The sequence below is a fragment of the Ensifer sp. Root1252 genome (assembly GCF_001425885.1).
In the GTDB taxonomy this organism is placed as follows: Bacteria; Pseudomonadota; Alphaproteobacteria; order Rhizobiales; family Rhizobiaceae; genus Ensifer; species Ensifer canadensis.
Map to the genome: position 1 here is coordinate 1 of NZ_LMDT01000026.1, position 13,699 is coordinate 13,699.

The window sequence follows — 13,699 nt, forward strand, 5'->3', positions numbered from 1 at the left end:
GTCTTCCGGGATCGGCACGACATTGTATTCCGGCAGGCAGACGAATTCGCCGAACGAGCCCGGCCGGTTGACGCCGACGCCGAGCGTGTTGCGGCAGAGGTGGCCGCGCCCGGCGCGGCAATTGCGGCACTTGCCGCAGACGATATGGCCCTCGCCCGAGACCCGCTCGCCGACATGGTATTTGGTGACGGCCGAGCCGACCGCGGCGATCTCGCCCATGAACTCATGGCCGACGACCATCGGCACCGGAATGGTCTTCTGGGCCCATTGGTCCCAGTTCCAGATATGCACGTCGGTGCCGCAGATCGCCGACTTCTTCACCTTGATCAGCACGTCGTTCGGTCCGACCTCGGGCACCGGCACGCGTTCCATCCAAAGCCCGACCTCCGGCTTCGTCTTGACCAGCGCCTTCATCATCTTCGTCATTTGGTTGTCTCCAAAATCAACTGCCCGCCTGGGGCCTGCCCCTCATCCGGCTGCCGCCACCTTCTCCCCGCGATCGCGGGGAGAAGGGACATGCCGCAAACTTCGCGTCCCTCTCCAACGGCCGACCGGGGCCAGTCCGCTCTCCCCGTATACGGGGAGAGGGTCAGGGTGAGGAGCAGAGCTCCACACTCACTTGATCACACCGAGCTCGCGGCCGACCTCTTCGAATGCGGCRATCGCCCGGCGCACGTCGTTTTCGCTGTGGGCGGCCGACATCTGCGTGCGGATGCGCGCCTGGCCCTTTGGCACCACCGGGAAGGAGAAGCCGATGACTGACGTAGACGCCCTTCTTGAGCATGCGCGCCGCCATCTCCTGCGCCAGTGCGGCATCGCCGAGCATCACCGGGATGATCGGATGGCCCTCGCCGGCSAGCGTGAAGCCGAGCTTCGACATCTGGTCACGAAACAGCGCCGCATTGTCCGACAGCCGCGCCCGCAGCGCATCGCCGTTGTCGATCAGGTCGAACACTTTGAGCGAGGCGGCGGCAATCACCGGCGCCAGCGTGTTGGAAAACAGATAGGGCCGCGAGCGCTGGCGCAGCCAGTCGACAACCTCGGCCTTGGCCGACGTGTAACCGCCCGAGGCRCCGCCGAGCGCCTTGCCGAGCGTGCCGGTGATGATGTCGACGCGGCCCTCGACACCGCAATGTTCGGCCGAGCCGCGACCGTTCCTGCCGACGAAGCCGACCGCATGGCTGTCATCGACCATGACCATGGCGCCATACTTNCGGCCCTCGACACCGCAATGTTCGGCCGAGCCGCGACCGTTCCTGCCGACGAAGCCGACCGCATGGCTGTCATCGACCATGACCATGGCGCCATACTTGTCGGCGAGATCGCACACCCCTTGCAGATTGGCGATGATGCCGTCCATCGAGAACACGCCGTCGGTGGCGATCAGCTTGAAGCGACTGCCTTCGGCCTTCTTCAGCTCTTCTTCGAGCGCCGCCATGTCGTTGTTTGCATAGCGGAAGCGCTTGGCCTTGGAGAGGCGCACGCCGTCGATGATCGAGGCATGGTTCAAGGCGTCGGAGATGATCGCGTCCTCTTCGCCCAGCAGCGTCTCGAACAGGCCGCCATTGGCATCGAAGCAGGAGGAGTAGAGGATCGTGTCTTCCAGGCCGAGGAAGGCGGAGATCCGCGCCTCCAGTTGCTTGTGCTCTTCCTGGGTGCCACAGATGAAGCGCACCGACGCCATGCCGTAGCCGTAACGATCGAGCGCCTTTTTGCCGGCTTCAGTCAGTTCCGCGTTGTCGGCCAGGCCGAGATAGTTGTTGGCACAGAAGTTCAGCACCCGCTCGCCCGAGGCAACCTCGATCTCGCCCGCCTGCTTCGAGACAATCACCCGCTCCGACTTGTAGAGACCGGATGATTTCAAGCCGTCGAGTTCTGAGCGGAGATGGGAAAGAAAGGCATTGGTCATGGCAGGTAAAGCCTCACTCTTGCCGGCGACACACTTCCGTGTCGCAGCACTGGGAAATCCATATTGAACAACGAGGACCGGGCTGTTGCCCGATCGTTTGCCACAATCGCCCGGCCTTCACGCACGATCGGCGGGCTGGCTGCCGCGAGCGCGTGAAAGCGGGCAATCAGGACTGAAGTCAGGCCGCCGCGGCAAACCCGTTGCGGCACAGCTCCTTGAGCTCGTCCAGCGACATCGCGTCGAGATCAAGGGCCGTCAGAAGGTCGTTCTCCGCGGTGAAATCACGGCCATACATCGCCGAGAAAATTCGGATACCCGCCTCGTGCAGTTCCGCGGGATGGCCTGCGAGACGGCCGATCTTCGCCGTCATGACCAGACCGAAGGGCACGTCTTCCGTCACGTAGCGGCTATCGGCGGTGGTCGGGCCGCTGCCGCCATTGCCGGCTTCGTGCATCTCCTGATTCATCTGGGAGATGGAGCTCATCGGCACGTGGAATGACAGATGAAAGTGCTGAAAGATATTGCGCACCTCAAGTCCGAGCTTGCTGGCGATGGCGATGCGCTCCCGGTCGAGATCCTCAAGAAGGCGTCCGACGTTCGGCGTCACGTTCTGGCCCTGGCTCCAACTTTCGCCGCGCTCCATGCGGGTCATGTTGCCGAGCGCGATGCCCATATGGTTCTGCGGATTGAGGTTGGAAAGCGCGATCGCCATCAGGCTGCCGCGGTCGAGGAAACGGTCGCCGAACAAGGACTGGCAGATCGAGAGCCCCTTGGCGCTCTCGGATGCCGGCACCGTCGCGAGATCGACCTGCTTGCGGATCGTGTTCACATTGACCGAGGTCGGGCTCAACTGCCTGCCCGACACAGCTGTCGTGCCCCAAGCGACGATCGGGACAGTAACGCCGCGCGCTGCCAGCAGGCGGGAGAGATAAAGCGCACCAAAGGAGGCGTGCGAACTGAAGATGACGATTTGCCCCGGCGTGATATGGGGTGCGATGGCGTCCAGTACAGTCTTGTGGCCATAGGCCGGCAGCGCGATGACGAGCGCTTCGGCACGGGCAACAAGGTCCTTTGCGCTGGTGGCAACGGCCGGATGGAAGGTGCCCTTGATCGCGCCTTCCGCAACCAGCGCCTGGCCGCTGGCCAAGGCACGCGTCCGTTCGCCGGATGGCGACCACAAGGTCACCTCGTGGCCCTGCTGCTCAACAAGCGCCGCCGTTCCAAAAGCGATCGAACCCGCCCCGACTATTCCTACCCGCATTATCATTCCCTTTTCTGCTCATGAATTCGGCCCGCTGGCCGATCGTTATTTCGGACGTATCGCCGTTCTCGGCGTGTTCGGCCCGACATCGCCGGACGCAACCACCAGGAATGCCCCCGCCCCGACAGGACCGACGCTTGTCAGCGAATGGGGGACGTCGGCGGCATAGCGCGCCGTTTCTCCGGCCCGAACGATCATGGTGTTGCCTGCGCTGCGCACCACGATCTCACCCTTGGTGCAGTGCAGATGCTCAACGGTGCCTGCCCCATGCGGGTCGCTCACCAGTTCCCCTTCAGCCTCAAAACTCAGCAGATACCATTCGATCAGCGACACCATGCTGGCCGGGGACAGGATCTGCAGCGTGCAACTGCCGTCCGCACTGCGGATGGTCGGCGTCAGGTTTCCCGGCTGGAGGTCGATGATGGAATCGCCGCGCTCTTCGCTTGCGCCGCTGACCAGACTGTTGAGGTCGATCTTGAGCGCACGCGTCAGATGCCACAGCGTTCCGTAGGTCGGGTTGGCATTACCGCGCTCAATCTCCGACAGCATGGAGCGCGATACGCCGGACATTGCAGCCAGTTCGGCGAGTGTCAGATTCAACTCTTTTCGATATGCCTGCAAGCGCGGCCCGATCTCGGGCGGGCTGACCAACACCATGGCTTGTCCCTCTTTGCCAATCGAGTGAGCGTCTCCTCCTGTCATTCCCTGATCGGTTCGCCGAGCGTATGCATAAGCCGGTTGGCCCAGCCGAACAGAGACGTGGACAGGATGAGATCGAGGATTTCCTCCTTACCTAAACCGGCCTCCACCAGCGCCGCCATATCATCGGCGCTTGCTTCGGACGGGCATTTCGAAAGCTTGACCGCAAACTTCAAGATCGCCTTCAACCGCGGCTCGATCTCGGCATCGACGCCATCGGCAAAAATGGATGCAATCACATCGGTACTTTTGGTCAACTGGTTGTAGCGACTGGCATGAACGGCCGCACAGTAGACGCAACGGTTGACGATGGAAGCACCGACGGCCCCGATCTCGCGCTCGGCGCGTGACAGGCCGCCACTATTATACATGACACCGTTGAAGAGCGGGCTTCTGTGCGTCAGCGTTTCGACGTCATGCGCCAGCACCAGCACGTAGTCAGAAACCTTGGTATTGGATGGCGTGACCTTGAGCGCTTCGAGCTGCTCGGCGCTCGCGTCCGCCAGCTTGAGCGGGGTCACATAAGGCTTCCAGACCGGGATATCGGTGGTGAAGTCGTGCACGATCTCGCTCATGCCAACCCCCTCATCAACTCAAGGCCGACGGCAACCCTGATCTGGTAGCTGACGAAGGCGACGAGTTCTGAAAGCCGCACGATGTCGTCATCGGCAAGACCCGCTTCCTGCAACAATTCGATGTCGTGGCGGGTTGCCTGCTTCGGCGCATGCGCCACCAGGTCGACGTGGCGGATCAGCGCCTTGGCACGGATATCGCTGCCACCATCGAACCAGATATCGGCCATCCGGGCAGCGGCGTCGGGCGCACCGGCTTTTTCCAGCAAAGCCTCGAAATGATCCTCGAAGGCTTTATGGTCATTGATCTTTGCAATGCGCCAGGCAAGTGCTGCGCGCTCGGCATGCGACAGGCCACCGGGATTTTCCGGCGTCAGCGCACTGTCATGTGTCTTCTGGGTAAGCGCCATGATGTCCGCGCGCGCCGATAGCACGCCGGCCATCGCGCTGCCGGGCTCGATGCCGACGATCGCGGCAATCACGTCCTCGTTTTCAGCCATGTAATCCTCCTATGCCTGCTTGCGATCGTTGACCGCTACGCTGTCCGGCAAGGGCGATGCCGTCCATTCGTCGCCGCGCAATTCGGGCGTGTCGTAGTCAAGTAAACGCTGCCAATATTGGTCGAAATTCTCTGAGTAGAGCTTGGCGGCGATCTCCCGCACCAGCCACGACGCGCCTTCGCTGATGCCCGGAATGTCGCCACTCACCTTGCCGAGGCTGGCGGCAGCGCCCGAGTTGAAGCTGTGGATGTTGGCAAGCCACGGCGCCTGGCCTGGTACGCGCTCGAGGAAACTGAAATCGTCGGCGAGATAGGGGAACCGGCCGAGCTGATCATTTTCCTCGCGCGCTGGCGGCGTGAAGCGGTCCTGCCACAAAAGGATCTTGTCGGCGTAGCCGTCGAGTTCCTTGCGCGCCAGCGGATCGACCCCAAAGCCGGTGCCGAGGATAAGGAAATCCGCGCGGACCGACTTGCCTTGCGACGTCTCGATGACGATTTCGTCGCCGTCGAGTTCGACACTTTCGACGGCGGCGTCAAAATGGAAATAGGCGTTGGGATGGCGGCTGACGCGCATCGTCGACCCACGCGGCGCCGGCGTCTGGGTGCGCAGCGAGTAGTTCATGATCTGCCACCGGCTGGCGTCACCCAGCTGCGGGAACGCAGCGGTGAAGCCGAACGAGCCGATACCCATCAGTTTGTTGATGCAGGGCATTTCCTTGCGTCGGATGAGATGGCGGACTTCGGCAGCCCCCGCTTCCAGCGCCTCGGCGGCGTTGTCGACCGCCGATGCGCCGACCCCGACAACCACGACCCGTTTGCCGCTGAGGGCAGCAAAGTCGATCTCGTGGGAGGAATGCGCCCAGTATTTCTCCGGCAGATCGCCGACGAAGTCGGGAATGCTGGGATGCCCCATGCCGTCGCGGCCGGTTGCCATTACCACCTTCCGGGTAAGCACCGACGTTTCCCGCGCGCCCTTGCCTGTTATCGTCAACCGCATGAAAGCGCCCTCGGGCTGGATCGCCTTGACCTCGACGCCGTTTTCGACCGGCAGATCGAGCACCTTGCGGTACCAGCGTAGATACTCCATCCACATCGGGCGGGGGATCTTGTCGAGCTTGGCCCATGCGTCATTGCCGAACTGGGCAACGTGCCAGGCGCGGAAGGTGAGCGAGGCCATGCCATAGGCCGGGCCGGTTAGTTGCTTGGGCGAACGCAGAGTCTCCATGCGCGCATAGGTCAGCCATGGCCCTTCGAGGCCCTCCTCGCTGCGATCGAAGATGCGGATATTCTGAATGCCGGCGCCGATCAGAGCGAAACTGGCGACCAGGCCGCACATGCCGCCACCGATGACGACGACGTCATGGACCTGTTCATCAGAGGCGGTGGGCACAACCCAGTTTGCCGGCGGATAGCACAGGCAGGCAAGATCGTCGCGGACACGCTGTTCCAGCTCCAGCAGGCTCGTCGCCGCCGATGGGATCGGTGTCTCTACGTTATAAGCCATGGTTCACCTCCGTCGGCCGATGGAACTTGGGGTTCGCATTGGCCGCCTTGCCTGCTTAGGACCCGCACCAATGCGATGCGCGCCGTTGGTTGATTAGTTGTGAGCGTGCCGGTCGGGAATGACCGTCGCCGTCTCGGGCTTCCAACCGACCCAGATGTCCTCGCCGTTAAGTTGCGCGACATCGCTTGGATGCACAAGGGTGTTGAGCAAGGTGCCCGCGCCGACTTCGACCATCAGCGAGGTGTGGTTGCCCTTGAACACCCGTTGACGGATCTTGCCCTTGATGCGGTTTCCGCTGGTCGGCTCGCTCGCCGAACAATGGATCGCCTCCGGGCGCAGGACCACGTAGAGATGCTCGCCGACCTTCGGCGAAAGCCCGCCTTGGTTTGCCGTGATGGTGATGCCGTTCCAGCTGAGAGCCGCGACATCGCCTTCGGTTCCGACAACGGTACTGCGCAACAGGTTGGTCTCGCCGATGAAGTTGGCGACGAAGACCGAGCCGGGGCGGCCGTACAGCGTGTGGGGATCGCCCATCTGCTCGATCCGGCCCTTGTTCATGACCACGATCGTGTCGGACATGGTCAACGCTTCTTCCTGATCGTGGGTGACGAACATGAAGGTCTTGCCGGTCTTTTCCTGGATGGCCTTGAGCTCGATCTGCATCTGCTGACGCAGCTTGGCATCGAGTGCGGAAAGCGGCTCATCGAGCAGCAGCACGTCCGGATCCGGCGCAAGGGCGCGCATGAGCGCGACGCGCTGGCGCTGACCGCCGGACAGCTCCGCCGGCAGGCGATTGGCATAGTCCTGGAGCTGGACCAGTTCCAGAAGTTCCGATACCCGGCGATGAATCGCCTGGTTGTCGAGGCCCTTCAGCTCGAGGCCGAAGGCAATGTTCTTGGCAACAGTCATATGCGGGAATAGCGCATAGTCCTGGAACACGATGTTGACGTTGCGCTTGTTGGGCGGAACCTTGGTGACGTCCTTGCCGCTCAGCAGGATGCGGCCGGATGTCGGCGTTTCGAAACCGCCAAGCATGCGAAGCGACGTCGACTTTCCGCAACCGGAAGGTCCGAGCAAGGTGACGAACTTGCCAGCCTCGATGCTCAGGTTCAGGTTGTCGACGGCGACGTGCTTGCCGTAGCTCTTGTTGACATTGTCGAATTGGACGACGGGTTCCATCAGCGGGTCCTCGCGCGGCGGGTGAGATGTTCGGCGTACAGTCCGACCGCGGCCGTAACCACGAGGACAAGCGTCGCCATTGCGTTGATTTCAGGAGACATGCCGCCCTGCACCTTGGCGAAGATCAGCATGGGCAGGGTCGGGCGATAGCCGCCAAGGAAGAAGGTGCGGACAAAATCGTCGATCGACAGAAGCACACAGAAGATCATGCCACCGAGCAGCGCCGGTCCGAGATAGGGCAGCGTCACGCGGAAGAAGGCAACGACGCTGTCGGCACCGAGATCGCGTGCCGCATCGACGAGGTTGCCGGGCATCGAGCGCAGGCGGGTGAGCGCCATGACGACGACGAAGGGCACGGCGTGCACGGTGTGGCCGAGGATGACGGCCGCCGTACCCGTCGGCATGTCGATGGTCGAGATGAAGATGCGCAGTGAGATCGCCGAGATCATGCCCGGGACGACCGCCGGCAGACAGGCGAGCGCGAAGATGATGACCTGGCCGCGGACGCCCTCGGCAACGATCAGCATGGCGATCCAGACACCGAGGATTGTCGCCGCAAGCGTCGTCGCTCCCGCGATCATGATGGAATAGAGGCAGGCTTCCAGGAACTGCTTGTCCTGCATCACCTTGACGTACCAGTCAAACGTCCACTCCCCGATCGGGAAGGCGACGAAATTGGCGCCCTTGAAGCTCATGGCCATCATCAGCGTGAGCGGCAGAAGCAGATAGAGGATGAAGGCCCAATAGAACGCGGTCAGTGATGCGCGCGGGGCATCGGAAAACAGATTGCGCATTAGATTGCTCTCCTTTTACGCCCGCCGACCAGCCGCATGAAGATGGCGGCGGCGACAAGTGCGGTCACCAGCATGATCAGGGCGAAGGCGGCGCCGACCGGCCACTTGTCGCTGGCACCATGGAAGAAACCGCTGATCGTTTCGGGAAACAGCACGGTGTTGGGGCCGCCGAGCAGCATCGGGGTGGCAAAGACGCCGATACATGTCAGGAAGACCAGGCAGCAGCCCGATACGATGCCATCGCGCGACAGCGGCAGGATGATCCGGCGGAAGCGCGTGAACGGCCCGGCGCCGAGATCGGCAGCCGCATCCAGCAACGGCGACGGGATCTTTTCGATCGCCGAATAAAGCGGCAACAGCATGTAGAGGCAGATCAGGTAGACCAGCCCGAAGCCCAGCGAGAACGACGTGTAAAGCATCGGGATCGGCCGGTCGATCAGGCCGATTTCGCGCAGCAGCACATTCACGGCGCCGCGGTTAGCAAGCAGCATGATCACCGAAAACGTCCGGATCAGCTCGCCGGCCCAGAACGGCACGAGCAACAACAGCAGCGCCTTGGAGCGTCCCTCGGGCCTGACGATCTTGGCGACGTAGTAGGCAACAGGATAGACCACGACCAGGGTCGCAGCGGTCGCGACAGTGGCAAAGATGAAGCTCTTGATCAGCGGCGTGAAGTAGATCGCCTCGCGGAAGAAGATAGCATAGTTGTCGAGAGTGAAGCGCGACTCCACGCCCGACTGAACCGGGTAATGGGAAAGGAGACTGATCTTCAGCATCTGATAGATCGGCCCGACATGCAGCATGATCAGCCAGATCATCGGCACACCGGCCAGAAGGATGATGCGACCGATCCGCGATTCCACCGCCGCTCCCAGCGTGTGCCGGTAAAGCGCGGAGTTGACCACCTTGGCTATCCCCGTCGAATATTTCGGTACGGGGGCATCGCGCACCGTGCCGTATCCGGCTGTCGTGTTGCTACTCACCATTGAACGATCTCGGTTGGCGCAGCCCGACCGGCACCGCGCGGCGTCGCCGGCAGTCAGTCCTTGCGCGTTGTTGGCTGGAAGGGGCCAGCAGACCGGCAGCCGTCCCGGAGCTTACCGAAGCGCTCCGGGACAGGTGCAAGCTATGCGAAGCGCCGCCTGATCAGGCCGCCTTGACCTCTGTGGTCGCGCGGTCGATCATTTCGTTCTTCATGTCGCGGTTGACCGACGAGAAGAAGATGATGCGCTCGACTTCTTCCTGCGGAAGCGTCGAGGCGAGCTTTTCGCGTTCGTTGAGCAGATCGCCGACGCCGTTCATGGTCGAGCTGTAGCCCGACTGGCGGGTCATTGCAGCGCCGACTTCCGGGCTCGCCAGGATGGCGTCGAGCAGCTTGTAGGCATTCTCTGCGTTCGGCGCGTTGTTGACGACATTGAGTGTGTAGCAGAAGCCGAACGTGCCTTCCTTCGGCACTGACAGCTGGATCGGATGACCGTCGATGATCAGTTTGGCGGCCGGCCCAGACCACGAATGGGCCAGATAGATGTCCTCGTTGATGAACATCTGCTGCACTTCAGACCCGGCATCATAGTACTTGCGAACCATGTCCTTGTTCTTGATCAGGAAGTCGCGCGCCTCGTTGGTCGCCTTCTGGGCGACGTCCGCTTTACCGGCATAGCTGACGAAATCGCCGTCATGGCCGAGATATTGCATGACGATGGTCATGAAATCGCTGACGATGTAGGAGGTCTGGCCCTTGAACTGCGGATCGAACATGATCTCCCAGCTCGGCGCCTCCTTCACATAGTCGACGTTGCGGGCGAGACCCTCGTAGCCGGCCAGGATTGGCAGACCCCACAGATTGCCGTCGACACGCGCCCAGGGCGCGTCCTGATAGGCGGGATTGAGGTTCTTCCAGTTGGCAATCTTGCCGGTGTCGAGCGGCTGCAGCAGCTTTGAGCTGATGAACTGTGAATAGCGGTGGCCGGCAACGGTGACGATATCGGTCGACGGATTGGCACCCTCGGCGGTAAGCAGGTTGTACTGCTTGCCCTGGTCGTCGGTCAGACGGATGCGAACCTCGATACCGGTATCCTTCTGGAACTTGTCGATGAATTCCTGCGGCAGGAACTTGTCATAGGTGGTGATGTTGAGGACACCATTGTCGGCCCAGGCCGGGCGCGGACGAATAATGTAAGGCGCCGCAAGAACAGCCCCTCCCGCACCAAGCAGTTTCAGCGCCGTTCTACGATTGATGGATACAATTTCACTCATTTAAGTCCCCCTTTTTTAGTTTTGACTTGTGAGAGCAGATATTCTGGAATGTTCACGCACCAACCGGGCGCATTTGTCCGCAGGCAACATGGTGCCTCAGCGCGATCTGTCGAAAAGGCCTCCCCGCCTTTGTCCGGTATACCGAACTTTGCGTCCGCTAAACAGGAATTGACCTGTATAATGGACGAATGTCAAGCGAGCTTTGCAGGAAAATTACTGGGATCATCGACCATGATGGGGTGGAATCGAACCCGAGAAAAAACGCACAGGTCCGGTTGACGGAAACCGCCCAGCACGGTCTCTCTGGTTTCGTCGCTCAAAGTCGTGATTAACAGTGATTGCTTTCCTATATCGAGAGATGCCAAACCCGGCAGAGTGACGTGTTTCCGAGAAGACAAGGTTGAATTTTCATGACCGAGAAATCCCCCGCCGATAATTTCCCCGCCGGCTATGCACTTCCTAAGGTCTGGACCTGGGAAGCGGGCAATGGCGGCGCGTTTGCCAGCATCAACCGCCCGATTGCCGGCCCGACCCATGACAAGGCGTTGCCCGTCGGCAAGCATCCGCTGCAGCTCTATTCGCTCGCCACACCCAATGGCGTTAAGGTCACGATCATGCTGGAAGAACTTCTGGCTGCCGGCCATTCAGGCGCGGAATACGACGCCTGGCCAATCCGCATCGGCGATGGCGACCAGTTCGGTTCCGGCTTCGTCGAAGCCAATCCGAATTCCAAGATCCCGGCGATGATGGACCACGCGCCGAAGGGTGGCGGGGCGCCGGTTCGCGTTTTCGAATCTGCTTCCATCCTGCTCTATCTCGCCGAAAAGTTTGGCGCCTTCCTGCCAACCGAGCTTCGCGCCCGCACGGAAACGTTCAACTGGCTGTTCTGGCAGATGGGCTCCGCGCCCTTTCTCGGGGGCGGCTTCGGCCATTTCTATGCCTATGCGCCGATGCACATCAAATACGCCATCGACCGCTACGCCATGGAAGTGAAGCGTCAGCTCGACGTGCTCGACCGCCATCTCGAAGGCAATCGGTTCATGGCCGGGTCCGAATACACTATCGCCGACATGGCCATCTGGCCCTGGTATGGCGGCCTGGCCCTCCACCAGACCTATGGTGACGCCGGCACCTTTCTCGATGTAGGGAGCTACAAGCACGTCCAGCGCTGGACGGCCGAAATCGCGGCGCGTCCGGCAGTCAAGCGCGGCCGCATGGTCAACCGCCTGAGCGGTGATCCGTCGGAACAATTGCACGAACGCCACGATGCCTCCGACTTCGACACGAAGACGCAGGATAAGATCGCCCAGAAAGAGACCGCGTAAGGAGAGTGGAATGGCCAAGCTGCCTGATATGACGAAACACCGGGGATTTCCCTACGCCATGCCGGGTACAGGCATCCAGTTCGTGATCCGTCGCGCCAATCCAAAGGGGGCAACGCCGATCAAGGCGTTGCCCCGCCATGCGCGGCCGGGCTCGGGAGCGCACCGCATCGACGCGGCCTTCCTCCACGCCCTTTGGCATCATTTCGGCGCGGAACCGTTCGAACGTGGCAATCTTGACGCCGCCCGGCTGAACCTCCTGTTCGGCCGCGAGGTCTTGGCTGTGGACAAGGACTTCGACCCGGTGTCCTATGAAGCCTTGCTCGTCATCAACGAAAAGGTCGCTCGCCAGAGCTTCCCGGAATCGTTCGAGGACGTCTTCGAGGTATGAAGGTAACGGGCCGCGACCAGTGCGCCTGTTAGCGGCCCGCACCAGCAGATACGGGGATCAACGGCGACCTGAGCCAAACGTAGGGCGGATGCAAACTCTCCGATAATGCCTCGACACGACGCCTGAAGGGCGCTGGAACTGCTGCAAAATGCGGGCCATCCTCGCCCCCACGCGCAAGCTGCCCCGATTGAGGGCCGTCAGCTAGTTCGGAGCGATTGCCTTGATACCGGCAGAACTGAGCTGGCCGCATCGCCAGACACCGTAGCCGGCGTTGGTATCCCAGTCATAATAGAAAGCGGCTTCCAATCGCCCTGACGACATGAGGTCGCTAAAAACTGATCGTATCGCCGCCACCGCCCCGGTGCGCTTCTGGTCGTCGAGCGGGCAGGAACGGGCGGAGTTCGCCACGCCCCATTCGGTGATCCAGCAGGGCTTGCCTGTGTCCCCTGCCCCGCAGAAACGAAGGAGTTCGCGGATATAGCCGGCAAGCTTCGGCCCTGCCTTACGTCCCGGATAGACGTGAATGCCATAGGCGTCGACATACTCATCGAGCCCACGCAATTTAAGAAGGGTGATCACTTCTTCCGGGTCCAGGCGCTCCATGCCCCTATGATCCGCCTCCCCGGCGCTCATGTCGGACAAGCCGGCAGAAACGACCACCGCGTCGCGGCTATGGATCGTCGCCTTCAGCTCCTGCCGGGTAATCCTGGCAACCTCCACATAGGTTGCCAGTCCTCGCTCGAAGGCCTGCCTGTTGCGGATGTCGGAGACACGGCGCGGTGTGACGGCACCGGGTTTTCGATAAACGACGAGATCGCCATTGTAGGCGCTATAATTGATCTCGTTACCGGGCTCGACGGCCATCAGCGTAACGCCTGCATCGTCCAATCTGCGCAATGCCGCCTTGAGGCTTTCGCGGTACTTCGCCGGATCGAGGTCGGAGAGGCGGCGAATGTCCCAGATACGACCGAAGCCGGTTCGAGCACGAACCTCATCCGCGTAGTAGTCGGGATTCGCGAGCTGAATCTCCAGCAGGATCTTCAAGCCGAGGCCATGAGCGATCTCGACCGCGTCGATGCTCTTGTCTACCGGGGCCGACAGGGATAGCCGCACGTGGGTTGCGCCGCTCGCGGCAATGTCACCAAGGATTTTTCTCTGCTCGTCGGGTGTCTGCCAAGCGAGATTGACCCTATTGATCCCGACGATCGCCGCCGGGTTTTGATCCTGTGCGATCGCCGATCTGGCCTCGAAGACAAGAAGCGAAATCAGCGCGCAAAGAAGGACTTTGCGCGCTGCAACCTTCCATGCCACGC

The 13,699-nt window shown here is 61.5% G+C and carries 13 protein-coding genes and 2 pseudogenes; 2 read left to right on the plus strand and 13 right to left on the minus strand.

The features are described from left to right. The 12 genes and pseudogenes from ASD02_RS25045 to ASD02_RS25095 all read right to left on the minus strand — a co-directional run. Nucleotides 1-426, minus strand: a 426-nt coding sequence (locus ASD02_RS25045) for an alcohol dehydrogenase catalytic domain-containing protein (RefSeq protein WP_156408463.1), incomplete at its 3' end; no start/stop codon positions are given. 189 nt (nt 427-615) lie between these two features. Next, nucleotides 616-1,213 (minus strand): annotated as a pseudogene (locus tag ASD02_RS39955) (aminotransferase class I/II-fold pyridoxal phosphate-dependent enzyme); the annotation flags it as partial. Nucleotide 1,214: 1 nt separating this feature from the next. Beyond that, nucleotides 1,215-1,909, minus strand: a pseudogene (locus ASD02_RS39960) (aminotransferase class I/II-fold pyridoxal phosphate-dependent enzyme); the annotation flags it as partial. A 178-nt stretch (nt 1,910-2,087) separates the two neighbouring features. Beyond that, nucleotides 2,088-3,170 carry an NAD/NADP octopine/nopaline dehydrogenase family protein gene (locus ASD02_RS25055; RefSeq protein WP_200951713.1) on the minus strand — a complete coding sequence of 361 codons (1,083 nt, stop codon included), beginning with the start codon at nt 3,168-3,170 and terminating at the stop codon, nt 2,088-2,090. Nucleotides 3,171-3,215: 45 nt separating this feature from the next. After that, on the minus strand, nt 3,216-3,827 hold the full coding sequence (locus tag ASD02_RS25060) for an XRE family transcriptional regulator (protein ID WP_063978369.1): 612 nt from the start codon (nt 3,825-3,827) through the stop codon (nt 3,216-3,218). A 41-nt stretch (nt 3,828-3,868) separates the two neighbouring features. Continuing rightward, nucleotides 3,869-4,444, minus strand: a complete 576-nt coding sequence (locus tag ASD02_RS25065) for a peroxidase-related enzyme (protein ID WP_057221342.1) — start codon at nt 4,442-4,444, stop codon at nt 3,869-3,871. Continuing rightward, complete coding sequence (locus ASD02_RS25070; protein WP_057221341.1) at nt 4,441-4,941, minus strand: hypothetical protein; 501 nt, start codon at nt 4,939-4,941, stop codon at nt 4,441-4,443. Before ASD02_RS25070 ends, ASD02_RS25065 begins: the two co-directional genes overlap by 4 nt. Before the next feature lie 9 nt (nt 4,942-4,950). Continuing rightward, nucleotides 4,951-6,444 carry an NAD(P)/FAD-dependent oxidoreductase gene (locus ASD02_RS25075; RefSeq protein WP_057221340.1) on the minus strand — a complete coding sequence of 498 codons (1,494 nt, stop codon included), beginning with the start codon at nt 6,442-6,444 and terminating at the stop codon, nt 4,951-4,953. A gap of 93 nt (nt 6,445-6,537) precedes the next feature. After that, the gene (locus ASD02_RS25080) at nt 6,538-7,623 is read right to left on the minus strand and encodes an ABC transporter ATP-binding protein (RefSeq protein WP_057217248.1); all 1,086 of its coding nucleotides are present in this window, start codon (nt 7,621-7,623) and stop codon (nt 6,538-6,540) included. Further along, entirely contained in the window at nt 7,623-8,417 is a 795-nt protein-coding gene (locus ASD02_RS25085; RefSeq protein WP_025431402.1) for an ABC transporter permease, read from the minus strand. Before ASD02_RS25085 ends, ASD02_RS25080 begins: the two co-directional genes overlap by 1 nt. Next, nucleotides 8,417-9,403, minus strand: coding sequence for an ABC transporter permease (locus tag ASD02_RS25090; RefSeq protein ID WP_057217251.1), 987 nt, complete (start codon nt 9,401-9,403; stop codon nt 8,417-8,419). The genes ASD02_RS25085 and ASD02_RS25090 overlap by 1 nt, the downstream gene beginning before the upstream one ends. A 160-nt stretch (nt 9,404-9,563) precedes the next feature. Further along, nucleotides 9,564-10,673, minus strand: coding sequence for an extracellular solute-binding protein (locus ASD02_RS25095; protein ID WP_057208311.1), 1,110 nt, complete (start codon nt 10,671-10,673; stop codon nt 9,564-9,566). A gap of 410 nt (nt 10,674-11,083) precedes the next feature. On the opposite strand from ASD02_RS25095, the gene yghU reads away from it, so the two are divergent. Further along, nucleotides 11,084-11,998: a glutathione-dependent disulfide-bond oxidoreductase gene (gene yghU, locus ASD02_RS25100; RefSeq protein ID WP_025431405.1), complete on the plus strand. Its 915-nt coding sequence runs from the start codon at nt 11,084-11,086 to the stop codon at nt 11,996-11,998. A 10-nt stretch (nt 11,999-12,008) separates the two neighbouring features. Further along, nucleotides 12,009-12,386 carry a hypothetical protein gene (locus ASD02_RS25105; protein ID WP_025431406.1) on the plus strand — a complete coding sequence of 126 codons (378 nt, stop codon included), beginning with the start codon at nt 12,009-12,011 and terminating at the stop codon, nt 12,384-12,386. A gap of 201 nt (nt 12,387-12,587) precedes the next feature. Here the strand turns inward: ASD02_RS25105 and ASD02_RS25110 are convergent, their stop codons facing one another. Then, nucleotides 12,588-13,697 carry a hypothetical protein gene (locus ASD02_RS25110; RefSeq protein WP_063978370.1) on the minus strand — a complete coding sequence of 370 codons (1,110 nt, stop codon included), beginning with the start codon at nt 13,695-13,697 and terminating at the stop codon, nt 12,588-12,590. Nucleotides 13,698-13,699 lie beyond the last annotated feature (2 nt).